Raw genomic sequence first — 21385 nt, forward strand, 5'->3', positions numbered from 1 at the left:
GCGGCGCGGTGTTCACACCGTGCGCGTCACCTTGCGCAGGTTGGCCGGCGCGTCGGGGTTCAGCCCCCGGTCGCGCGCCAGCCGCGCCACGGCGAGGTAGAAGCTCTGCAGCGCAGCCAGCGGCGCCAGGACGGCAGGCAGTCCCGCCAGCACGGGCAGCGCCACGGCGCCCGGCAGTTCCTCCCCGGCGGTGAACAGCCGGGCGCCCAGCGACAACACCCGCTCCAGCACCGGCCGGGCGCCCGCCAGCGCCGCGTCGGGCTGCGAGAGGGCGAGCACCGGGAAGCCGTCGCGCACCAGTTCCAGCGGCCCGTGCATCAGTTCCGCGCTGCTGAAGGCTTCCGCCTGCACGCGGCAGGTTTCCTTCCACTTGAGCGCCATCTCCGCCGCCACGCCCAGCGCGGCACCGCGCCCGATGACAAAGAGGCCACGGGCGTCGCGCAGTTCCCGCAGCGCCGGGAACCAGTCCATCCCGCGTGCGGCATCCAGCGCGTCCGGCAATTGGTCCGCGGCCCGCCGCAGTTCCGCATCGCCGCGCCAATGCGCCACCAGCTGCAGGAAGGCCGCCATGGCGGCGAGGCAGGACTTGGTAGCTGCCACGCTCCGCTCCGGCCCGGCGGCCAGCGGGAGCACGGCGTCGCAGAGTTCCGGCAGCGGCGAGTCGAGGTCGTTCACCATGCCCAGCACCAGCGCCCCGCCGCGGCGCGCCGCCCGCGTCAGTTCCAGCAGGTCCGGACTGCGGCCGGACTGCGACACCGCCACGAACAGCGCCCCGCGCAGCAGCAGCGGCCGCCCGTAGACGGAAGCGACGGACGGTCCCACCGAGGCCACCGGGCAACCCAGCTCCGTCTCGATCAGGTGCTTGCCGAAGGTGCAGGCGTGGTCCGAACTGCCCCGCGCGCCCGTCACCACCACCGGCGGCGGGGCGGCGCGCAGCCTCGCGCCCAGCTCCGCCAGGGCGGCGGCGCTCCGCGCGCCGAAGCGGCGCACGGCATCGCCCGCCTCCGTGGCCTCCCGGGCCATGAGCGAGGGCGGGTCGGCAGGATCATCCGGCAACATCGGCGCGCAGCGTGCCAGAGCCCGGCCGCCCGGCGCCAGGGCCTAGCGCCCCCGGTGCGGCCGTTCGCCCTTCCGCGTGACGCACACCGGGCCGGAACGACGCCCAGCTTCGGTCGGGCGGACCTGCCGGAACCTGGGCCGCAGACCGATCAGGCCGCCTTGGCCAGGTCGCCGTGCGGGTCGAGCACGAACTTCTTGGCCGCGCCCTTGTCGAACTCCCCGTAGCCCTCGGCCGCCTGTTCCAGCGAGATCACCGTGGCGTTGACGATCTCGGCGATGTTGAGCCGGCCGTGCAGGATCGCCTGCATCAGCTGCCGGTTGTAGCGTAGCACGGGCGTCTGCCCGGTGTGGAAGGAGTGCGACTTCGCCCAGCCCAGCCCGAAGCGCAGGCTGAGGTTGCCCTGCTTCGCCGCCTGCTCGGCCGCGCCCGGATCCTCGGTGACGTAAAGGCCGGGAATGCCGATGGAACCGGCGGCGCGGGTGATCTCCATCATCTGGTTCAGCACCACCGCCGGCTGCTCGCCGCCGCCATGGCCGCGCGCCTCGAAGCCCACCGCGTCCACGGCGCTGTCCACCTCCGGCACGCCCACCACCTCGGCCACCATCTCGCCCAGGCGGTCGTGCTTGCCGAGGTCGATCGGCTCGAAGCCCATCGCCTTGGCATGGGCCAGGCGCTCGGCGTTGAAGTCGCCCACCATCACCACCGCCGCACCCAGGATGCGGGCCGAGGCCGCGGCCGCCATGCCCACCGGCCCGGCCCCCGCGACGTAGACGGTGGAGCCGACGCCCACCTTGGCCGAGACCGCGCCGTGGAAGCCGGTGGGCAGGATGTCGCTCAGCATGGTCAGGTCGCGGATGCGCGCCATGGCGCGGTCCTTGTCGGGGAACTTCAGCAGGTTGAAGTCGGCATAGGGCACCATGACGTATTTCGACTGCCCGCCGATCCAGCCGCCCATGTCCACGTAGCCGTAGGCGCCGCCGGCGCGCGACGGGTTGACGTGCAGGCAGACGCCGGTGTGCCCCTCGTGGCAGGTGCGGCAGCGGCCGCAGGCGACGTTGAAGGGCACGGAAACGAGATCGCCCTTCCGCAGCATCTCCACGTCCTCGCCGGCCTCGATCACCTCGCCGGTGATCTCGTGGCCCAGCACCAGCCCGGCCGGCGCGGTGGTGCGCCCGCGCACCATGTGCTGGTCGGAGCCGCAGATATTGGTGGACACCACGCGCAGGATCACGCCGTGGGTGATTTTGCGGCCGTCCGGGGCCTGCATCTTCGGGTCGTCGATGTTCTGCACCTCGACCTGGTTGGGGCCGAGATACACCACGCCGCGGTTGCCGCTCATCGCTTCCATTCCCTCCACGCGCTTCGCCGCCGCGGCTCGGCGCGGCGGCTCGGGATTGCCGGGACCGCGGCCCCGGAGGTGGCGCGCCGCGGCGAAGCCCGGCACGCGCGGGCGGAGCATCATCCCCGCGCGCCCGCTTGCCAAGCCGCCCCACAGGGCCGGCCGCCTGGACGGTTCAGGCTTGTGCCGGGCCGCCCGGCGTGGGAAGCGCCGCGACCATGCTGCGCGCCCTGTACGACCGCACCCTCGCCCTGTCCGGCCATCCCCGCGCGGGGGCGGCGCTGGCCGCCGTGTCCTTCGCGGAAAGCAGCGTCTTTCCCATCCCGCCCGACGCTCTGCTGATCCCGATGTGCCTGGCGCGGCCGGAGCGCGCCTACCACTACGCGCTGTGGTGCACCGTGGCCTCCGTGCTGGGCGGGCTGCTGGGCTACGCCATCGGTGCCTTCCTGTTCGAGGCGGTGGCGCTGCCCGTGCTCGCTGCCTACGGCCATGCCGACGCGCTGCAAACCTTCTCGGGCTGGTTCGAGCGATGGGGCGCCGCGGTGATCCTGATCAAGGGCCTGACGCCCATTCCCTACAAGATCGTCACCATCGCGGCGGGGGCGGCGCATTTCTCCCTGCCGGTGTTCTTCGCCTGCTCCGTGCTGACGCGCGGGGCGCGGTTCTTCCTGCTCGCCTGGCTGCTGCGCCGCTACGGCCCTGCCGCCCGCAGCTTCATCGAGGGGCGGCTGAACCTGATCGCCGGGCTGACCGCGGCGGGGATCGTGCTGGGCTTCCTGGCGCTGCGGCTGGTGTGATCCACCGGGCTCTCGTTCCGGGCGGGTAGAGGCGTCCCGCCGGGCGGACGTATCCCCACGATGCCCTTATCTTTCCGAGAGTCTGCGGTTGTGCCCGTGGCCAGTGACACGTCTCGAAGCCCGTAGGATCAAGGGTCCCAGGGGAAGTTCCCTGCACAGGCACGTCCCGCCAGCGCACCAGCCCGGCGACCTGCCTTCTTTCTCGGCATCCGGTGCCCGGCCGCCTCCAGGGCGCGCCCCGGTTCCCTGCCGCTCGCCGCAACCCCGCACTGGCATCGCGCTTGCAACGGTTCGCCCCGGCAACGGATCGGGCATACCCCATGCAGCGGCTGATCGAGGCGGAGCCGGCGCCGCTGGGCCTGGACCCGGCTCGCACCGCCTTCCTCATCATCGACATGCAGCGCGACTTCCTGGAGCCCGGCGGCTTCGGCGAGAGCCTGGGCAACGACGTGTCCCGCCTCGCCGCCGCGGTCGGCCCCTGCCGCGCCGTGCTAGACGCCGCCCGCGCCGCCGGGCTGCTGGTGCTGCACACGCGCGAGGGCCACCGCCCCGACCTGTCCGACGCGCCTCCCGCCAAGCTAGAGCGCGGCGAGCCCGCCGCCCGCATCGGCGCGCCGGGCCCGATGGGGCGCATCCTGATCCGCGGCGAAGCCGGGCACGACATAATCCCCGCCCTCGCGCCGCTGCCGGGCGAGCCGGTGATCGACAAGCCCGGCAAGGGTGCCTTCTACCAGACCGACCTCGACCTGATGCTGCGCAACCGCGGGGTCGACACGCTGCTGGTGGCCGGCGTCACCACCGAGGTCTGCGTCCACACCACCGTGCGCGAGGCCAACGACCGCGGCTTTCGCTGCGTCGTGCTGGCGGATTGCTGCGCCTCCTACTTCCCGGAATTCCACGCTGCGGGCCTGGCCATGATCAAGGCCCAGGGCGGCATCTTCGGCTGGGTCTCGCATTCGGCGGCCGCGGTCGCGGCGCTCGGCGCATAGGAGGGGGTCTGCATGTCCGCGACGACGATGGGTTTCCGGCCGAAACTCTGGACGCCGGGCGACTGGAACGCGCTGTTCGGCTTCGGCACCAACATCCTGGTCAACATCCTGACGCTGAGCGTGCTGCTGCGCTTCGTGCTCAAGATGCCCGACAGCATCACCTTCGGCCGCATCCTGCCGGCCGTAGGGCTGATGCTGTTCCTGTCCACCGCCTATTACGCCTGGCTCGCCTACCGCCTGGCGCGGCAGACCGGGCGAAGCGACGTTTGCGCCCTGCCCTCCGGCATCAGCGTGCCGCACATGTTCATCGTGACCCTGGTGATCATGCTGCCGATCGCGTCGCAGACCAACGATCCCATCCGCGGCTGGGAAGCCGGGCTGGCCTGGGTCTTCGTGCAGAGCTTCATCCTGATGATCGGCGGCTTCATCGCCCCCTTCATCCGCCGTGTTACGCCGCGTGCCGCGCTGCTGGGCACGCTGGCCGGCGTGTCGGTCACCTTTATCGCCATGCGGCCGGCGCTGGAAGTGTTCATGACGCCGGTGATCGGGTTGGTCTGCTTCGGCGTGATCCTGGCCGCTTGGTTCGGCGGGCTGCGCTATCCCCGCGGCATCCCCGCCGGGCTGGTCGCCATCGCCGTCGGCATCGTGGTGGCCTGGGGCGGCGCCGCGATCGGCCTGCCAGTGGGCGGGGTGGACGGAGGCCGGCTGCTGGCGGCGCTGGGCAGTATCGGCTTCTCCGTGCCGCTGCCCGCGGTCGGCCACGTCTTCGGCGGCTTCGAGTATCTCGGCATCATCCTGGTCACCGCGATCCCCTTCGGCATCTACGACCTCGTGGAAGCCATGGACAACGTGGAGAGCGCGGAAGCCGCGGGGGACCACTATCCCACGACGCGGGTGCTGACCGCGGACGGCGTGGTCAGCCTGATCGGCTGCCTGATGGGCAACCCCTTCATCAACGCGGTCTACATCGGCCACCCCGGCTGGAAGGCGATGGGCGGGCGGATCGGCTATTCCCTGGTCACCGGCCTCGCCGTGCTGGTGCTCACCTGGCTCGGCATCGCCTCCGTGCTGCTGGACCTGATCCCCACCGTCGCGATCTCGCCCATCCTGCTCTACATCGCCATGCTGATCGGCGCGCAGGCCTTCCAGGAGGTGCCGCGCTCGCACGCGCCGGCGGTGGTGCTGGCCTTCGCGCCGCATCTCGCGGCCTGGGGCAAGAACCAGGTGGACGGCGCCCTCGCGGCGGCCGGCACCAGCGCCGCGGCGGTGGGCATGGACAAGCTCGCCGGGCTGGGCGTGCTGTATCCCGGGCTGACCGTGCTGGGGGGTGGCGCCATCCTGGCCGGGCTGGTGCTGGGCGCCATCGCCGTCTGCGTGATCGAGAAGCAGTACGACAAGGCCGCCGCCTTTGCCGGCGCCGGCGCCGTGCTGAGCTTCTTCGGCTTCATGCACGGCGAGGCCGTGGGGATCGGCCACTCCCTCGGCGTGACGCTGGCCTACGCGCTGGTGGCGGGCTTCCTCGTCGCTTGCGGCCGTTCCCTGGCGCCGGCGCGGGCGCCGCTCGCCACCGCTCCCGCGGAATAGGCTGGCCGGCCAACCGCGGGCTGGTCGTGGCCCCGGCCCGCGGCGTATCACTCCCGCGGCAAGGGAGCGCCGCGGGTTTGCATGGACGGCAGCGTGGGGGCGCCGCGGCGCGGCATCCAGTCGGTGGAAACGGGGCTGCGGGTGCTGGCGGCCCTGGCCGGTTGCGGCGGCGCGGTCACCCTTTCCACCCTGGCCGGGCGCGCCGGCCTTTCGGCCAGCCAGACCCATCGTTACCTCAGCAGCCTCATGGCCGCCGGCATGGCCAAGCAGGAGCCCGGCACCGGCCTCTACGACCTCGATGCCGGGGCCATCCGCCTCGGGCTGGCGGCCCTGGCGCGGCTGGACGTTTTCGCCCGCGCCGACACCGCCTTTGCCGGCTTCGCGCAAAACACCGGCCGCACCTGCCTCCTCGCGGTGTGGGGTGATGCCGGGGCCACGGTGGTGCGCTGGTTTCCGGGCAATCCGCCGGTGATCACCTCGCTGGCCATCGGCTCCGTGCTGCCGCTGCTGCGCTCCGCCACCGGCCGGGTCTTCCTGGCCTTCGGCGACCGTGCCGCCACTGACGCCCAGGCCGAGCGCGAAGCCCGCCGCGACCGCGCCAGCCTGCCCGCTTCCGCGCAGGCCCTGCGCGACGCCGTGTGGGCCGCGGGTTCCGCCACCATCGACAGCACCTTGATCCCCGGCCTGCGCGCCGTCGCCGCCCCGGTCTTCGACCTGCAGGGGCGCTTGTCGCTGGTGGCCACCGCCCTGGCCACCCCGGCCTTCGATCCCTCCGGTGACCCGGCCGCGACGGCCGCCCTGCATGCCGCCTGCGCCGAGGTCACCGCCGCCATCGGCGGGCTCGACCCGCGGCGCCCGGAGGCATCGGCCAGGCAAGCGTCGGCTGAGGCCGACCGCCCGCCACGGCGGCGCGCAGGGGCACGGCGCTCCTCCCCCCGGAGCTAACCCGTCTGCCCGCCAAAGCTGGGCCCTTATTGTCCAGCCCGGGCAGCACTTCCCCGCCACCCACGCCAGCGTTTCCCATTGGACAACGCGTTGTCCCTCATGCCACATCCCGGAACAGAAACCCGGGAGAAACGGTGCATGGACCCGATCCGCCATCGCTGGCCGGAGGATGCCGACGGCAAGGTGCCCTACTGGGTCTACAGCGACCCCGAGGTCTACAAGGCCGAGCTGGAACGCCTCTGGTACGGCCCGCACTGGCTCTATGCCGGGCTGGAGGCGGAGGTCCCGGAAGTCGGCGACTACAAGACCACCACCCTGGGCGAGAAGCCGGTGGTGATGCTGCGCAGCGCCCCCGACGAGATTTCCGTCGTGGAGAACCGCTGCGCCCATCGCGGCCTGAAATTCTGCCAGAGCCGCTTCGGCCAGGCCAAGGAACTGCTCTGCCCCTATCACCAGTGGAACTACGACCTGAAGGGCAACCTGATCGGCGTGCCCTTCCGCCGCGGCGTGCGCCGCCAGGGCGGCATGCCCGCCGACTTCGACCCCAAGCAGAACGGCCTGCGCCGCCTGCGGGTGGAAGCGGTGAACGGCGTGGTCTGGGCCACCTTCAGCGAGGACACGCCGCCCTTCCGCGAATACCTCGGGGAACGCTTCTGGAAGCACTACACGCGCGTCTATGACGGCCGGAAGCTCGAAGTGCTCGGCTACAACCGCCAGCACATCCCCGGCAACTGGAAGCTGATGCAGGAGAACATCAAGGACCCCTACCACGCCGGGCTGCTGCACGTGTTCTTCGTCACTTTCGGCCTGTTCCGCGCCGACCAGAAGAGCGCGGTGGAGATGGACGAGCACGGCCGCCACGGCATCCTGATCTCCCGCAAGGGCGAGCAGGTGGTGAACGACGTCACCTCCGACATGAAGAACTTCCAGGGCGACCTGAAGCTGGCCGACCCGCGCATCCTGGACGTGGTGCAGGAGTTCCCCGGCGAGGAAACGGTGGGCATGATCACCGTGTTCCCCAGCGTGATCCTGCAGCAGCAGGTCAACAGCCTGACCACCCGCCAGATCGTGCCCACCGGCCCGGACGGCTTCGACTTCCACTGGACGCACTGGTGCTACGCCGACGACACGCCGGAGATGCGCCTGCGCCGCACCCGCCAGGCCAACCTCTTCGGCCCGTCCGGCTTCGTGTCTGCCGACGATGGCGAGGTGATTGAGTTCTCGCAGCAAGGCTTCACCTCCGCACCCGAGGAGGCTGCACTGGTCACCATGGGCGGGCGCGACATCGCCAACACCGAGCACATGGTCACGGAAACCGCGATCCGCGGCATGTACCGCTACTGGCGCGGGATGATGGGGCTGTGAGCGCCGCCCTCGGCCTCGCGCCGCCGCCCACCCGCGAGGCGCTGCGCGACTTCTACGACGACTACGTGGAAGCGCTGGACGAGTTGCGGCTGGACGAGTGGCCGGAGTTCTTCACGCGCGACTGCCTGTACCGCGTTATCCCGCGCGAGAACTTCGAGCGCGGCTTCACGCTCTGCACCATGCAGGCCGAAAGCCGCGGCATGCTGCAGGACCGCGTGACCGGGCTGGTGCGAACGCAGGTCTACGCGCCGCGCTACTACCGCCGCTTTCTGTCGGGCCTGCGCATCAAGTCGCACGGCCCCGAGGGCACGCGCGTGCGGCAGAACGTACTGATGGTGCAGACCCTGATCGACAAGCAGTCCGAGATCGTGCTCTGCGGCGTGTCGCACGACCTCGTCGTGCACGACGAGGGACGGCTGCGCTTCCGCGAACGCATCGTGGTGTTCGATTCCGAGATGGTGCCGAACTCCCTGATCTATCCGCCCTGAACCTCGCCGCGCCGGGCGCAACGCGCTCGACAGGCGCGCGCCCGGCGTGCCAGCCTTTCCCGCAAGCGCCGCCCCCGACGCGGCGCATGGGGGAAGCCGATGTTCCGAGAAACCGTGCGGTCCGGCGGGGCCGCGCTGCTCGCCGCCCTGCTCGCCACCCTGCCGGGTAGCCCGCGGGCCCAGCCCGCCGACACGCTGCTGCTGAACGGCAAGATCCTCACGGTGGACCAGGACTTCTCCACCCGCGAGGCCCTGGCCATCCGCGACGGCCGCGTGCTGGCCACCGGCACCACCGAAGCCATGCGCGCCCTGGGCGGTGACGGCACGCGCGTGGTGGACCTCGGCGGGCGCACGGTGATCCCCGGGCTCAACGACAGCCACATCCACGCCGTGCGCGCGGCGCAGACCTTCGCCGTGGAAGCCAACTGGACCGGCATCCCCACCCTGCAACAGGCGTTGGACCGGCTGCGCGAAGCGGCCGAGCACGCCCCGCCCGGCGCCTGGATCATCGTCGCCGGTGGCTGGATGGAGATCCAGTTCGCCGAAAACCGCAAGCCGACCCAGGCGGAGATCGTCGCCGCGGTTCCCGACCACCCCGTCTATATCCAGCAGCTCTACGAATGGCTGCTGCTCTCCCCCTCCGCCATGGAAAAGCTCGGCATCGCCGCGGAGGCCGACCTGCCGCGCCCCGGCAAGCTGGTGCTCGGCCCCGACGGCCGCCCGACCGGGGAGATCACCGGCGATGCCCTGCTGATGGGCGCACTGTTCAACAAGCTGCCCCGCCCCTCCTTCGCGCAGGAGGTCGAGGGCACGCGGCAGTTCTTCGCGGAGATGAACCGCCTGGGCGTCACCGGGGTGATCGACCCGGCCGGCGTCAGCGTGCCGCCCGCCAGCTACCGCCCGGTGATGCGCCTGTGGCAGGACCGCGAGCTGACCATGCGCGTCACCTACTACCTGTCCTCGCAGCAGCCGCCGGGCAAGGAGCTGGACGACTACCGCAACCTCACCCAGCTGCTGCCGGCCGGCTTCGGCGATGACATGCTGCGCTTCGGCGGCATCGGCGAGATCGTCACCTGGCGCGCCTGGACCGACAATGATCCGACGCCCGAGGCGATGGCGGAGCTGGAGGCGGTGCTGCGCTGGGCGGCGCGGGAACGCCAGGGACTGCAGATCCACTGGAATCCCAATCGCAGCGTCGGCGCGCTGCTGGACATGATGGAAGCGGTGAACCGCGAAACGCCGATCGGCGGGCTGCGCTGGTGGATCAACCACCTGCATGACGCCTCCACCGAGAACCTGCGCCGCATGCAGCGCCTGGGCGTCGCCTGGAGCGTGCAGGACTCCCTCTACTTCTCGGGCGGCCGCTACACGGCGGCCCGCGGGGCGGAGGTGGCGGCGCGTTCCCCGCCCATCCGCACCGCGCTGGAGATCGGCCTGCACGTCGCCGGCGGCACCGACGCGCACCGCGTCTCCTCCTACAACCCCTTCGTCGCGCTGCGCTGGTACCTGGACGGCAAGACCATGGACGGCCGCAGCGTGCTGGGCGAGGCGGAGCGCATCTCCCGCGAGCAGGCGCTGCGCCTCTACACGATCAATGCCGTTTGGCTGGCCCGGGCCGAGAACAGCCGTGGCTCGCTGGAACCGGGCAAATACGCCGACCTCGCCGTGCTGACGGCGGACTACGCCACAGTGCCGGTGGAGGAGATCGGCCGTATCGAGAGCCTGCTGACCCTGGTGGGCGGCCACGTCGTGCACGCCGCCGGGCCCTTCTCCGCCCTGGCGGCGCGCTGACCGAGCGCTCGCGTCCCATGCCAGCGCGGCGATGTGCTGACGTGAGGAGGCAGGAAAGGCCGGGGGAATGAACTCCCCCGGCCCCCTCCTTTTTTCAGCGCTGCTGACCGAGGAAGTGCCAGAAACTCCCGAAAATAGAAGGGAGCCGGGGGGATACCTCCCCCCGGCTCCCTGCTTTCACCCGGCCGGAAAAGGCCGGGCGGCGCCTATCCCGCGCTGCGGGCCTCCAGCGCCGCGGCACGCTCGCGCACCGCGCTCGCCGCCTGCGTCGCATCGGTGTGCAGCAGCTTGCCGTCGCGCTTCACCACCCGGCCGTCCACCATCACCGTGTCCACCGACTGGACGCCGCACTGCATCAACACCGCGGCCACCGGGTCGTGCAGCGGCGCGGTGCCCACCGTGTCGGCGCGCAGCAGCACGATGTCGGCGCGCTTGCCCGGCGTCAGGCTGCCGGCCACGTCGCCCAGCCCCGCAGCCCGCGCCCCGCCCAGCGTCGCCCATTCCAGCGCCTGTCGCGTGGTCACCGCCACCGCCGTGGCGGGGGCGCCATCCCGGAAGGCCGCGGCATTGGCCAGGCCGCGCGCCGCGGCCAGGGCGATGCGCGCCTGCACCAGCACGTCGCCGCCGACGCCGGCCGAGATGTCGCTGCCCACCGCGGCGATGCCACCGGCCCGCAGCATGCGCGGCGCGGCGGGGAAGCCGTGCCCCATCTGCATCTCCACCTCCGGGGTGGACACGGTGCTGCCGCCGGCATCGGCCACCATGCGGTACTCGTCCTCGTCCAGGTCGTTGGCATGGGCCAGCGACACCAGCGGCGTCAGCAGCCCGCGCTCCCGCATCATGGCGATGCCGCGCCGGGTTCGGCCGGCGTAGACCGGCGCGCCGGCATGGAACTGCACCAGCAGCTCGAACTCCCGCGCCAGCCGGATGTCGCCGGCGGTTTCCTCCAGGGTGGAGAAGTCGGGCCCGCGGATCGCCAGCGCCAGCCGCACCCGCCCGGGCGAAGCCATCCGCCCCGCACGCAAGCGCCGGATATCGGCCGACACCGCCTGCGGGCTGTTGGCGCTCTGCGTGCTGCCCGCCCCCGACCCCGCGAGGCCGTAGGCGAAGATCGCGCGGATGCCCGCGGCCTCGAAGGCGTCCAGCGCCGCGTCGGCATGGTCGGGGCTGGTGGTTTCCCGGCTCCAGTCCAGCACGGTGGTGACGCCGGCATCCAGCAATTCCAGCGAGCCGGCATAATCCGCCGCCCGCAGATCCTCCGCCGACAGACGCGAGGACAGCTTGCCCACCACCGTGGCGAAGTACTGCGCCAGCGTCTGGTCCGCCGACATGCCGCGCTGCAGCGCCTGGCCGAGATGGATATGGGCGTTCACCAGCCCCGGAATGGCGATGCGGCCGGTGCCGTCGATCACCTGCGTCCCCTCGGGCGCCGCGAGGTCGCGGCCCACCGCGGCGATGGCGCCGTCGCGCACCAGCACGTCGCCGCGCGGCAGGTCGGGCACGGCCGGGTCCATGGTGACCACGGTGGCGCCGCGGATCAGCAGCGGACGGCGCGGGTCTAAACTGTCCGGCACGCGCGGCGTCGGCCGCACGCCGCCGGCGGCCTGCGCCGGACTTGGCGGGACCTGGCCGGGCGCCTGGGCCAGCGCCGGCAAGGCGGCAGCCAGGGAAGCGCCGGCCAGCAGGGCGCGACGCGACGAGGGCGATGACATGCGAAACGGCTTCCTCACGCCCCGTTCTGCTGGGTCGCGCCGGTCGGGGGCATCGAACCGCTGCGCTGGGTCGCCTGGGTGGAGGAGGCTGGCCCTCCCCTGCCCGCGTCCGGCGCGGCGAGCGCGCCGGACACGGGGCTCGGCTCAGTCGGCGTATTCGCCGGCCGCTGTCAGGATCGGCTTCCAGCGCGTGATCTCGCTTTCCAGCAGCGCGCGATGCGCTTCCGGCGTGGCGCGCTCCGGCGGCTCCGGCGCGGTGGCCAGTTCGCGGAAGCGGTTCACCACGGCCGGGTCGGCCAGTGCTGCGCGCAGCGACTGCGACAGCCGGTCGATGATCGGGCGCGGCGTGCCGTGCGCGACGTAGAAGCCGTGCCAGATCGTCACCTGCAACTGCGGCAGCCCGCCCTCGGCGGTGGTGGACACGTTGGGCAGCGCCGCCAGCCGCTCCGCCGTGGTGGCGGCGAAGGCCTTGATCCGGCCGTCCTGCACGTAGGGCAGCGCGTTGGTGGTCTGGTCGCAGGTGATGTCGATCCGCCCCGCCATCATCTCCGTCATCACGGGCGCGGTGCCGCGAAAGGCCACGGCCGTCATCGGCGTTTGCAGGATCGAGCGCAGCAGCGTGGCGCAGAGATGGCTGGCCGAGCCGAGCCCGGCATGGGCGATGTTCACCTCGGCATTCGGGCGGCGCAGCCAGGCCAGCAGCTCGGGCAGGGTGTTGGCCGGCAGGTCGCTGCGGCCCACCAGGATCATCGGCACCGGCGTGATCAGCCCCACCGTGTCCAGCTGCGTGAGCGGGTCATAGGGCGGGCGGCGGAACAGCGACGGCGCCGTGGCCACGCCGATATTGCCCAGCAGCAGGTTGCTGCCGTCGGGACGCGAGGCCGCCACGCGCTGCGCCCCCAGCGTGCCGCCCGCGCCCGTCACGTTCTCCGACACCACGGATACGCCGAGGTCGCGGGTCATCGCCTCGCCGAGCTGGCGGGCCACCACGTCGGTGGGACCGCCGGCCGCGAAGGGTACGATGATGGTGATCGGGCGGTCGGGGAAGCGCCCCTGCGCGTGGCCCGACTGCGGTTGCAGCCCGAGCAGCAGCAGCCCGGCGATGGCCAGGACGGCGCGGTGTTGTCTCATCTTGCTTCTCCTCCCCTGCACGTCGTCGCGCAGCCGCTATCCGGGCGGCGCGAGCGGCATGGCCAGCAGCACCGCTGCCGGCCGGTTGCTGCGGTTCTCCAGCTGCCGCGCCTCGCCGGGGGCGATGCGGCAGGAATCCAGCCGGCCGAGGGTCGCTTCCTCGCGCCGACCGTCGCGTTCGGCGACGATGCAGAGCTCGCCCTCGACCACGACGTAGTGCTTCTCCACCCCCGAGGCGTCCAGCGTGGTGTGGCCGCCCGGCAGCAGCCAGGACAGGCCCAGCCACAGGCTCTCCGCCGGCCCGGCCTCGCGGCCCTGCAGGCGGAACATTCGCATGTCGAAATGCCCCGGCGCCTCGTAGGCCGGTGCGGCATCGAGGCGCGTGACGTTCATGCCGCGGGTTCCAGCAGCACGCGCTGCGGCGCGCCGCCCAGCACGATGCGATAGGCTTCCGCCGCGCGCGACAGCGGAAACACGTAGTCCGGCTCGATCTCGTACGGGCTCAACGCCCCGCTCTCGAAGCCGGGCCGCAGCCCGTCCAGCACCGCCCCGGTCTCCGCCGCGCTCAGCGCCAGCGTGTCGATGCCGACGTAGCGGTGCTGCCCGCGGTAGAAGGCGAAGATGTCGAAGGGCACCGCGCGGTCCTGCGTCGCGATGAAGATCTGCGTCGCGCCATGCGCCATGGCGGCGTTGCCCGTGCTGAACCAGGGCGAACCGACGCAGTTGAACACGAGGTCGGCGCCGTGGCCGCCCGTGGCCTCGCGCACGGCCTGCGCCACGTCGGTGCCGCTGCTGTCGAACACCGCTTCCGCCCCGCGCACCGCAGCGGTGGCTTCCGGCCGGCGCACCGCAGCGAAGACCCGCGCCCCGGCCGCCGCGGCGATGCGGCAGGCCGCCTGCCCGACGCGGCCATTGGCGCCCAGCACCAGCACGACCTGTCCGGGCTTCACGCCGCCCGCTTCGCGCAGCCCGACCTCGGCGGTGACGAAGGGCACGCCCACCGCCGCGGCCTCGCGCATGCTCAGCCTGGCTGGCTTGCGGAACACCGCCTCTGCCGGCAGCGCCAGATAGCGGGCATGGCTGCCGTCGCGAGAAATGCCGACGTCGCCGCCAGAACCCCAGACTTCCGTCCCCACCAGCTCCGGCGGCCCTTCCACCACCGTGCCGGCGAAGTCGCGGCCGGGCGTGCGGGGAAACACCGCCTTGGGCATGGCGCCCAGCAGCGCCTTCACGTCGGACGGATTCACCCCCGCCGCCGCGACCTCCACCAGGCACCAGCCCGGCGGCAGCTCGGGCGTCCGTTCCTCCAGCGACAGGCCGAGCGCCTCGGGCCCCGGTGCCTTCACGGAGACGCGCAGCGCGGAACCGGCTCGGCTCACAGCGCCCGCCCTCCGTCCACCAGGATCACCGAGCCGGTGGAGTAGGTCAGCAGCGTGGCGCAGGCCAGGATGGCATCCGCCACGTCCTCCGGCAGCGCCACGCGCTTGAGCGGGATGGTGGGCGCGATCTTGGCATTGGCCTCCGGCCCGCGGCCCGGCACGAAGCCGGTCTCCACCACGCCGGGGGACACGGACAGCACGCGCACCGCCGGCGCCAGGGCGCGGGCCAGCGACTTGGTCATGCTGTCCGTCGCCGCCTTCAGCGCCGCGTAGGCGAGGTTGGAGCCGGACCCGTTCAGCCCGCCGATGGAGGACACGTTCACCACCAGCCCCTGGCTTTCCACCAGCAGCGAGCGGAAGGCGCGCACCGCCGCGAAGGGCCCGCGCCAGTTCACCGCCCACATCCGGTCGAGGAAATCGTCGTCCAGCGCGTCGAGGTCGCCATGCGGCACGGCCTTGGTGAAGCCGGCGCTGTTGACCAGGATGTCGCAGCGCCCGCGCGTTTCCCGCACCCGTGCCGCCAGCGCGTCGAGCGAAGCGCTGTCCTCCACCGTGGCCGGCAGGGCGTCGTGCCCGGTGCCGGGCAGCGAACCCACCAGGTCGCGCGCCGCCGCCTCGTTGCCGCGATAGGTGACGATGACGGACGCCCCCGCCGCGGCCAGCGCCCGCGCCGTGGCGGAGCCGATGCCCCCGGACCCGCCGAGGATCACGGCGGTGCTGTTCTGCAGGTTCTTCACGCGATCGGCGGCGTCGGCAAGCGCGCCTCCCCGGGTTCGAGGTGGAAGGTGTAATCCAGGCTCCACCACTCGCCCTCGGAGCCATCCGGCGCGGGCCCCTGGCCCAGCTGATAGCCGCCGACCAGCGCCTGGGTGACGCCGAACACCACGTCGCTCTCCAGGTGCTCGTCGTCGTCCACGAAGACCTGGGTAACCAGGGTCTTGAAGCCTTCCTTGAGGATCAGGAAGTGCAGGTGCGCCGGGCGGAAGGGATGCCGCAGCTGCGCCCGCAGCAGGTCGCCCACCGGCCCATGCGTCGGCACCGGGTAGCCGGCCGGCTTGACCGAGGTGAAGCGGAACCGCCCCTCGGCATCGGTGATGAACTGCCCGCGCAGGTTCATCGGCGCCATGTTCGGGTCCTGGTTCTCGTAGACTCCCTCGGGCGAGGAATGCCAGGCATCCACGCGCGCCCCGGCCACCGGCTTGCCGCCCGCCAGCACCTGGCAGCTGGCGAAGAGCTTCGGCCCCGGCGTAGGTCCGCGCACGATGCTGCCGCCGTTCTCCGTCGGCGGCGAGTTGTCGCGCCAGAACGGCCCCAGCAGCGCGGCGGCGGTTTCGGTGGATCCCTCGTTGCCGTTGTTGAGCAGGCAGACCAGGGTGGAGATGCCGATGCTGTCGGAGAACAGCACGCCCTCGTTGTGAGTGGCGGTGTTGGTCTGGCCAATGCGGCACAGGAACTCCACGCCGTATTCCCATTCCGCCTCGGTGGGGCGGACCTCGCGGATAAAAGCGTGCAGGTGCCGCACCAGGGCCGCGGTCACGTCCTTCACCCGCGCGTCGGGGCTGGCGGCCATGGCCTCCAGCACGGCGGGGGTCACGGCGGCTTCGCCGTCGATGATCATGGCTTCTCCCTCCCCTTGGGTGATCCGGTGCGCCCGGAATTCATACAATCGTTTGTAAGACTGCTCGCCTCCCGCCGCAACACCGATTATCGATGCGCGATGGCGTCGGCCTCTCCCGCCGGCCTGCGGCTCGTCGCCGCGGAAGCCGGCGTCCACCCCTCTACCGCCTCGCGGGCGCTGAACCCGCGCACGCGGCACCTCGTCGCCGCGCCGGTGGCCGAGCGGGTGCGGGAGGTCGCGGCCCGGCTGGGCTACCGGCCCGACGCCGCCGCCGCGGCGCTGCGCACGGGCCGTTCCCGCCTGGTGGGCGCGCTGGTGCCGGGCATCGCCAACCCGGTGTTCCCCCCCATCCTGGCCGCCGCCGCCGCCGTGCTGTCGGCCGCCCACCACGCCCTGCTGCTGGCCGACCCCGGCGACGACGCCGCGCGGGCAGCCGAGTTCGTGGCGGAGCTGGCGTCCCGCCGGGTGGACGGTTTGCTGCTGGCCACCGTGGCGCGCGACGCCGATCCCGCCCTCGCCGCCTGCCTGGCGCGCCGCATCCCCGTGGTGCTGATCAACCGCGCAGGCGACGGTGCCCCGGCGGTGGTGTCGGACGACCGGGCCGGCATGGCGCTGGCGGTGGAACACCTGGCCGGTCTGGGCCACCGCCGCATCGGCCACTTGGCCGGTCCCGCCAACCTGTCCACCGGGCAGCTACGCCTGGACGGCTTCCGCACCGCGATGGCCGCCCACGGCCTGCCCGGGGATTCGGCTGTCGAAACCGCCACCGCCTATACGCGCGAGGCCGGGGCCGAGGCCGCATCGCGCCTGCTGGGGCAGCACCCGGACCTCACCGCCCTGGCCTGCGCCAACGACCTGCTCGCCCTCGGCGCCTTCGACGCCTGCCGGCAGGCCGGGCGCCGCGTGCCGGAGGACATCTCCATCACCGGCCACAACGACATGCCCCTGGCCGACCTGATCGAGCCGCCCCTGACCACCATCCGCATCCCGCACGCCCTGATGGGCCAGCGCGCGGCGGAACTGCTGCTGGACATCCTGGGCGGTGGCCACCCGGCGGGGGTGACGCTGGCGCCGACGCTGGTGGTGCGCGCCTCCACGGCCCCGGCGCGGCGCTAGCCGGCGGGCACCCGCCCCTCCCACCAGGACCGATCCATTCGACAGCGCCCCGTACCGCAGCGAGGATAACCCTTCCACCGCCGGCCGGAGTTTCTCGCAGCCATGCCTCGCTTCCCCTGGACCAGCCGCCTTCGCGCGGCCGCCCTGGCCCTGCCCCTGGCCGTGACCGCCGGCCTAGCCGCCGCACAAGCCCCGGCGCCAGCCCCGGCCAGCCGCAGCGCCACCCCCGTGCTGGACGCGGTCAAGGCGCGCGGCCACCTGCGCTGCGGCGTCAGCCAGGGCGTCGCCGGCTTCTCCCTGCCGGATAGCCAGGGCCGCTGGAACGGCTTCGACGTGGATTTCTGCCGCGCCGTGGCCGCCGCCGTGTTCGGGGATGCGGACGCGGTGCGCTACTCGCCCTATTCCGCGCAGCAGCGCTTCACCGCGTTGCAATCGGGCGAGGTAGACCTCCTGTCCCGCATCACCACCGTGACCTTTCAGCGAGACGTGCAGCTCGGCCTGGAATACGCGGGCGTCGCGCATTACGACGGCGCCGGTTTCCTGGCCCGCAAGGCGCCCGGGTTGACCGAGGCCCGCGGCCTCGACGGCGGCACGGTCTGCGTGCAGGCCGGCTCCACCAACGAGGTGGTGGTGGCTGATTTCGCCCGCGCCAACAGCATCACCCTGCGCCCCCTGGTGTTCCAGACCCTGGAGGAGCTGACGCAAGCCTTCTTTGCCGGCCGCTGCGACGCCTTCAACTGGGACCGTTCGGCGCTGGCCGGGCTGCGCCTGCGCGCGCCCAACCCGGACGACTACGTGCTGCTGTCCGACGTGGTGTCCAAGGAACCCTACGGACCCGTGGTGGCGCAGGGCGACGTGCGCTGGCTGGAGATCGTGCGCTGGACCCTGGCCGCACTGATCGAGGCGGAGGAACAGGGCCTCACCTCCGCCAACGTGGAAGCGGCGCTGAACAGCGCCTCGCCCAACACGCAGCGCCTGCTGGGCGTGAGCGGCGGCTTCGGCACCATGCTGGGCATCCCCGACCGCTGGGCCTTTCAGGCCATCCGGCAGGTCGGCAATTTCGGCGAGATGTTCGAGCGCAACCTGACGCCCATCGGCATCGACCGCGGCCTCAACCGCCTGTGGAACAAGGGCGGGTTGATGTACGCTCCGCCGATCCGCTGAAACCCGCCCCGCCTCCGGCAGCCGTGACGGCTGTTCGGCAGCGGGGAGGTACACGCGGCGCGTGAAGCTTCACGCTGCTGCACGGTGGCGCTCTGTATCCCTGCTGGGCCGCAGCGTCGAGCGCGACGCCCTGTCCTTCTACGACGGGCGTCTCGACGCAGGCGAGAACGAAGGCGCCCGGCCGAGCCGCCGCGCCGAGCCCCCCCCCCGCGCCCGGAGGTTCCGGGGCTCACACCTTGCGGAAGCGCGTCGCCGGCCGAGTCCTGCCTTCCTCCGGGCTCATGGACTGCCATTCCGTCTGGAGGGCGCTGCCCCTGCCCCGCCGCAGTTGGAACAGCGACTGCCCCGGCCGGTACTGCGCCCGGCCATAGCTGTTGAGCAGGCTGCCATCGGCGTAGCTGCGGAACCGGATCCAGAGGTTTCCGGCATCGGCGCCGATTTCGCACAGGATGTGCTCGTCGCTCTGGAAGCCCGTGATATCCAGGGCGCAATCGGTCGCGCCGCCCGGCCCGACCCGGAGATCGTAGGTCACCACGATTCCGGTGCCGCCCACCGTGCGCCCGCCCGACCATTCGTAGCGGTATTGCCCGGCCCAGTTGGTCTGCGCCGGGTTCCGCGACGGGCCCTGCGCCGCCGCACCCTCCGCGCCGGCCACGGCCATCGCCGCCAGGGCGATCCATGCTTTCCATCCCGCCATGTCGATGCCGTCCTCCTCCCTCGTGGCCGAACCTGCTTCGCGCTGACCGCGTCAGCCAGGAGCACATCCAGATGCCCCGGCCGTCCTCGCCCGGGCGGATCAGCTCCGGCAGCCCGCGGGGCCAGCCCGGATCAGGCGCCCAGCAACCGCCGCAGCTTGCGCACCGCCGAATGCGGCGTGGTCAGCACCGGGCGGCCGGTGGCCTCCCGCACCCCCGGCGCCGCCCGCGCCAGGCTGAACTGGGCCAGTGCCACGGCATCGCAATCCGTCAGCCGGCGCGACGCTTCCGCCGCCAGCCGGTCATGCGTCGCCACGTGGCCGGCATCCAGCGCCGCCAGCGCGCCTTCGGCCAGGCAGGGCACCACCTCCACCCCTGGCGGGAATTCGGGGGGCATGCTGCGCAGCGTCGGGGCGAAGCTCGCCAGCAGCCCGACGCGGCGGAAGCCGGCGGCCTCCTCCAGCATCGCCTCGTTGGGCGTCAGCACGGGGATCTCCGGCAGCGCCGCCTTGCAGGCCGCGATGCAGGGCCCGAAGGCGGAGCAGGTGAACAGGATGCCCCGCGCCCCCGTGCCGGCGGCGTAGCGCGCCAGGTGGAGGAAGCGCTCCGTCATCGCCGGGGTCAGCGCGCCGTCGCGCGCGAGGTCGGCCGCCAGGCTATCATCCAGCAGGTTCATCAGCACCGCCTCCGGCCAGAGCTCGGCGAAGGCGGCTTCCACCGGCGGCGGCGAGTGCCGGAGGGCGTGGATCAGCGCGATGCGCAAGCGCGTCGTTCCCGGACCGGCAGGCTCAGCGCGGCGTCACGCAGCGCCGCAGCGGAGCGGGGAACTCGGCGCAGTCGGGAAAGGCGATCTCGTTCTCGCCGCGCCGCTCCACCCGCAACAGGCTGGGGTCGGCGCAGCCGAAGCCCACATCCGGCGGCATGCGCCCGCCCACCGACGGCACGGAAGCCTGCGGCGGCGCCAGCCGGAACTCCACCCCGCCATTCGGCGCCGGGGCCGCCGTCTCGATGAAGCGCTGGCGATAGGCGACGTCCAGCGAGGACACCCGCATGATCACGTCGCGGGTGAAGATCACCGTGGGCTGGGCGAAGCAGGCTGCGCCCTCGTTGTCGGCGGCGGAAAAGATGCCCCCCGTCCAGGAGCCCATCAGGAAGGCATGCGGCGGCCCGCCCGGCGGCACCTGGCCCGGCTGCTGCGCCTGCGTCCCCGCGAGGGGCATCAGCAGCCCCAGCATCACCAGCCACTTGCGCATCGCCGCCATTCCCTGCTCCGGTCCCGACTTCCTTGCCACGCGGCGCGGCGGCGGGTCCAGGGGGCGCGTCGGGCGGCCGCCGCCGTGGCGGGTCAACCCTGCGTTTCCCCGGAAAGGTGTCACACCGCCATGCGCTCCATCAGGCTGGAACAGCTCAACACCCGCGCCTTCCGCGAGGCCGGCTTCACCGCCGCCATCGTGCCGATCGGCGCCTGCGAGAGCCACGGCGACCACATGCCCTTCGGCACCGACGCGCTGACTGCGCATGCCCTGGCGCTGCGGGTGGCCGAACGCCTGGACAGCACGGTGGTGCTGCCCGCCCTGCCCTTCGGCATGAGCGAGCACTACCGCCACCAGCCCATGTGCGTGTCGCTGTCGGCCGACACGCAGATCCGCGTGCTGCGCGACGTGCTGCTGTCCCTGCAGCGCTGGGGCATCGGGCGGGTGCTGATCCTGAACGGCCATGACGGCAACATTGCCCCTGCGGAGCTCGCCGCCCGCGAGGTCAAGGTGGCGCATCCCGCCATGTCCCTGGCCGTGCTGGACTGGTGGACGGTGGTGCCGAAATTCCTGCCGCCCGAAACCTTCGCCGTGTGGAACGGCTGGGGCCATGCCGGCGAGGTGGAAAGCTCCGTTGGCCTCGCCCTGTTTGCCGAGCTGATGAACATGGCCGAGGCCCGCGGCATGGTTCCGCAGGTGGATGAGGTGGTGAAGGAAATCTGGCTCTTCGAGGAGCTGACCGCCCACGGCGCCACCGGCGGTCCCAAGGCGGCCACCGCCGAGAAGGGGGGACGTGTGGTGGCCGCGGTGGTGGACTATCTGGCCGACTACATGGCGCGCTTCGAGCGCGACGGGCTGCGGCACGACCCGCGCGAAGCCTGACCGGCGCCGGACGCATCCCAGGCGGCACCGTTGATCGCGCCGGGGCGGCTTCCCTGGCGCCGCGGCATGCCCATCTC

Annotated in this window: 21 protein-coding genes; 10 read left to right on the forward strand and 11 right to left on the reverse strand. The window is 72.4% G+C overall.

The window, feature by feature from the left end:
- Window positions 1–12 precede the first annotated feature (12 nt).
- Together ACLIBK_RS02760 and fdhA are read right to left on the reverse strand one after the other, a co-directional pair.
- On the reverse strand, window positions 13–1059 hold the full coding sequence (locus ACLIBK_RS02760) for an SIS domain-containing protein (RefSeq protein ID WP_415385687.1): 1047 nt from the start codon (window positions 1057–1059) through the stop codon (window positions 13–15).
- A 149-nt stretch (window positions 1060–1208) separates the two neighbouring features.
- On the reverse strand, window positions 1209–2399 hold the full coding sequence (gene fdhA / locus ACLIBK_RS02765) for a formaldehyde dehydrogenase, glutathione-independent (RefSeq protein WP_415385688.1): 1191 nt from the start codon (window positions 2397–2399) through the stop codon (window positions 1209–1211).
- A 218-nt stretch (window positions 2400–2617) separates the two neighbouring features.
- On the opposite strand from fdhA, the gene ACLIBK_RS02770 reads away from it, so the two are divergent.
- The 7 genes from ACLIBK_RS02770 (at window position 2618) to ACLIBK_RS02800 (ending at window position 10358) form a co-directional block, all read left to right on the forward strand.
- Window positions 2618–3196 (forward strand): YqaA family protein, encoded by a 579-nt coding sequence (locus tag ACLIBK_RS02770; RefSeq protein ID WP_415385689.1) that lies wholly within the window; start codon window positions 2618–2620, stop codon window positions 3194–3196.
- A 320-nt stretch (window positions 3197–3516) separates the two neighbouring features.
- Window positions 3517–4185 carry a cysteine hydrolase family protein gene (locus ACLIBK_RS02775; protein ID WP_415385690.1) on the forward strand — a complete coding sequence of 223 codons (669 nt, stop codon included), beginning with the start codon at window positions 3517–3519 and terminating at the stop codon, window positions 4183–4185.
- Between the two features lie 12 nt (window positions 4186–4197).
- The gene (locus ACLIBK_RS02780; protein WP_415385691.1) at window positions 4198–5769 is read left to right on the forward strand and encodes a hypothetical protein; all 1572 of its coding nucleotides are present in this window, start codon (window positions 4198–4200) and stop codon (window positions 5767–5769) included.
- Between the two features lie 81 nt (window positions 5770–5850).
- Window positions 5851–6714: an IclR family transcriptional regulator gene (locus ACLIBK_RS02785; protein WP_415385692.1), complete on the forward strand. Its 864-nt coding sequence runs from the start codon at window positions 5851–5853 to the stop codon at window positions 6712–6714.
- Between the two features lie 138 nt (window positions 6715–6852).
- Window positions 6853–8079, forward strand: a complete 1227-nt coding sequence (locus tag ACLIBK_RS02790) for an aromatic ring-hydroxylating dioxygenase subunit alpha (protein ID WP_415385693.1) — start codon at window positions 6853–6855, stop codon at window positions 8077–8079.
- Window positions 8076–8567, forward strand: a complete 492-nt coding sequence (locus tag ACLIBK_RS02795; RefSeq protein ID WP_415385694.1) for an aromatic-ring-hydroxylating dioxygenase subunit beta — start codon at window positions 8076–8078, stop codon at window positions 8565–8567. The genes ACLIBK_RS02790 and ACLIBK_RS02795 overlap by 4 nt, the downstream gene beginning before the upstream one ends.
- A 99-nt stretch (window positions 8568–8666) precedes the next feature.
- Entirely contained in the window at window positions 8667–10358 is a 1692-nt protein-coding gene (locus ACLIBK_RS02800; protein ID WP_415385695.1) for an amidohydrolase, read from the forward strand.
- A gap of 206 nt (window positions 10359–10564) precedes the next feature.
- Here the strand turns inward: ACLIBK_RS02800 and ACLIBK_RS02805 are convergent, their stop codons facing one another.
- The 6 genes from ACLIBK_RS02805 to ACLIBK_RS02830 form a co-directional block, all read right to left on the reverse strand.
- Complete coding sequence (locus ACLIBK_RS02805) at window positions 10565–12070, reverse strand: amidohydrolase family protein (protein WP_415385696.1); 1506 nt, start codon at window positions 12068–12070, stop codon at window positions 10565–10567.
- 144 nt (window positions 12071–12214) lie between these two features.
- A complete protein-coding gene (locus ACLIBK_RS02810; protein WP_415385697.1) occupies window positions 12215–13201 on the reverse strand; it encodes a tripartite tricarboxylate transporter substrate-binding protein in 987 nt (328 codons plus the stop codon).
- A 36-nt stretch (window positions 13202–13237) separates the two neighbouring features.
- A complete protein-coding gene (locus ACLIBK_RS02815) occupies window positions 13238–13594 on the reverse strand; it encodes a cupin domain-containing protein (protein ID WP_415385698.1) in 357 nt (118 codons plus the stop codon).
- A complete protein-coding gene (locus ACLIBK_RS02820) occupies window positions 13591–14580 on the reverse strand; it encodes a quinone oxidoreductase family protein (RefSeq protein ID WP_415385699.1) in 990 nt (329 codons plus the stop codon). The genes ACLIBK_RS02815 and ACLIBK_RS02820 overlap by 4 nt, the downstream gene beginning before the upstream one ends.
- Window positions 14577–15317, reverse strand: a complete 741-nt coding sequence (locus ACLIBK_RS02825) for an SDR family NAD(P)-dependent oxidoreductase (RefSeq protein WP_415385700.1) — start codon at window positions 15315–15317, stop codon at window positions 14577–14579. The genes ACLIBK_RS02820 and ACLIBK_RS02825 overlap by 4 nt, the downstream gene beginning before the upstream one ends.
- On the reverse strand, window positions 15314–16198 hold the full coding sequence (locus ACLIBK_RS02830) for a dioxygenase (protein ID WP_415385701.1): 885 nt from the start codon (window positions 16196–16198) through the stop codon (window positions 15314–15316). The genes ACLIBK_RS02825 and ACLIBK_RS02830 overlap by 4 nt, the downstream gene beginning before the upstream one ends.
- A gap of 99 nt (window positions 16199–16297) precedes the next feature.
- On the opposite strand from ACLIBK_RS02830, the gene ACLIBK_RS02835 reads away from it, so the two are divergent.
- Complete coding sequence (locus ACLIBK_RS02835) at window positions 16298–17314, forward strand: LacI family DNA-binding transcriptional regulator (protein WP_415385702.1); 1017 nt, start codon at window positions 16298–16300, stop codon at window positions 17312–17314.
- A gap of 102 nt (window positions 17315–17416) precedes the next feature.
- Window positions 17417–18478: an amino acid ABC transporter substrate-binding protein gene (locus tag ACLIBK_RS02840; RefSeq protein ID WP_415385703.1), complete on the forward strand. Its 1062-nt coding sequence runs from the start codon at window positions 17417–17419 to the stop codon at window positions 18476–18478.
- Between the two features lie 229 nt (window positions 18479–18707).
- Here the strand turns inward: ACLIBK_RS02840 and ACLIBK_RS02845 are convergent, their stop codons facing one another.
- The 3 genes from ACLIBK_RS02845 to ACLIBK_RS02855 all read right to left on the reverse strand — a co-directional run bounded on the left by ACLIBK_RS02845 (window position 18708) and on the right by ACLIBK_RS02855 (window position 20426).
- Window positions 18708–19175, reverse strand: a complete 468-nt coding sequence (locus tag ACLIBK_RS02845) for a DUF5991 domain-containing protein (RefSeq protein WP_415385704.1) — start codon at window positions 19173–19175, stop codon at window positions 18708–18710.
- Between the two features lie 131 nt (window positions 19176–19306).
- The gene (locus ACLIBK_RS02850; RefSeq protein ID WP_415385705.1) at window positions 19307–19936 is read right to left on the reverse strand and encodes an arylsulfatase; all 630 of its coding nucleotides are present in this window, start codon (window positions 19934–19936) and stop codon (window positions 19307–19309) included.
- A gap of 25 nt (window positions 19937–19961) precedes the next feature.
- Window positions 19962–20426, reverse strand: a complete 465-nt coding sequence (locus ACLIBK_RS02855; protein ID WP_415385706.1) for a hypothetical protein — start codon at window positions 20424–20426, stop codon at window positions 19962–19964.
- A gap of 129 nt (window positions 20427–20555) precedes the next feature.
- On the opposite strand from ACLIBK_RS02855, the gene ACLIBK_RS02860 reads away from it, so the two are divergent.
- Window positions 20556–21308, forward strand: a complete 753-nt coding sequence (locus ACLIBK_RS02860; RefSeq protein ID WP_415385707.1) for a creatininase family protein — start codon at window positions 20556–20558, stop codon at window positions 21306–21308.
- Window positions 21309–21385: the final 77 nt, after the last annotated feature.

The organism is Roseomonas sp. BN140053 (genome assembly GCF_047690175.1).
In the GTDB taxonomy this organism is placed as follows: domain Bacteria; phylum Pseudomonadota; class Alphaproteobacteria; order Acetobacterales; family Acetobacteraceae; genus Roseomonas.

Coding starts and splice junctions, on each gene's coding strand:
- ACLIBK_RS02790 (WP_415385693.1), top strand. CDS start 6,853: ATGGACCCGATCCGCCATCGCTGGCCGGAGGATGCCGACGGCAAGGTG.
- ACLIBK_RS02810 (WP_415385697.1), bottom strand. CDS start 13,201: ATGAGACAACACCGCGCCGTCCTGGCCATCGCCGGGCTGCTGCTGCTC.
- ACLIBK_RS02815 (WP_415385698.1), bottom strand. CDS start 13,594: ATGAACGTCACGCGCCTCGATGCCGCACCGGCCTACGAGGCGCCGGGG.
- ACLIBK_RS02835 (WP_415385702.1), top strand. CDS start 16,298: ATGGCGTCGGCCTCTCCCGCCGGCCTGCGGCTCGTCGCCGCGGAAGCC.
- ACLIBK_RS02800 (WP_415385695.1), top strand. CDS start 8,667: ATGTTCCGAGAAACCGTGCGGTCCGGCGGGGCCGCGCTGCTCGCCGCC.
- ACLIBK_RS02760 (WP_415385687.1), bottom strand. CDS start 1,059: ATGTTGCCGGATGATCCTGCCGACCCGCCCTCGCTCATGGCCCGGGAG.
- ACLIBK_RS02805 (WP_415385696.1), bottom strand. CDS start 12,070: ATGTCATCGCCCTCGTCGCGTCGCGCCCTGCTGGCCGGCGCTTCCCTG.
- ACLIBK_RS02775 (WP_415385690.1), top strand. CDS start 3,517: ATGCAGCGGCTGATCGAGGCGGAGCCGGCGCCGCTGGGCCTGGACCCG.
- ACLIBK_RS02780 (WP_415385691.1), top strand. CDS start 4,198: ATGTCCGCGACGACGATGGGTTTCCGGCCGAAACTCTGGACGCCGGGC.
- ACLIBK_RS02860 (WP_415385707.1), top strand. CDS start 20,556: ATGCGCTCCATCAGGCTGGAACAGCTCAACACCCGCGCCTTCCGCGAG.
- ACLIBK_RS02830 (WP_415385701.1), bottom strand. CDS start 16,198: ATGATCATCGACGGCGAAGCCGCCGTGACCCCCGCCGTGCTGGAGGCC.
- ACLIBK_RS02855 (WP_415385706.1), bottom strand. CDS start 20,426: ATGCGCAAGTGGCTGGTGATGCTGGGGCTGCTGATGCCCCTCGCGGGG.
- ACLIBK_RS02840 (WP_415385703.1), top strand. CDS start 17,417: ATGCCTCGCTTCCCCTGGACCAGCCGCCTTCGCGCGGCCGCCCTGGCC.
- ACLIBK_RS02785 (WP_415385692.1), top strand. CDS start 5,851: ATGGACGGCAGCGTGGGGGCGCCGCGGCGCGGCATCCAGTCGGTGGAA.
- fdhA (WP_415385688.1), bottom strand. CDS start 2,399: ATGAGCGGCAACCGCGGCGTGGTGTATCTCGGCCCCAACCAGGTCGAG.
- ACLIBK_RS02845 (WP_415385704.1), bottom strand. CDS start 19,175: ATGGCGGGATGGAAAGCATGGATCGCCCTGGCGGCGATGGCCGTGGCC.
- ACLIBK_RS02770 (WP_415385689.1), top strand. CDS start 2,618: ATGCTGCGCGCCCTGTACGACCGCACCCTCGCCCTGTCCGGCCATCCC.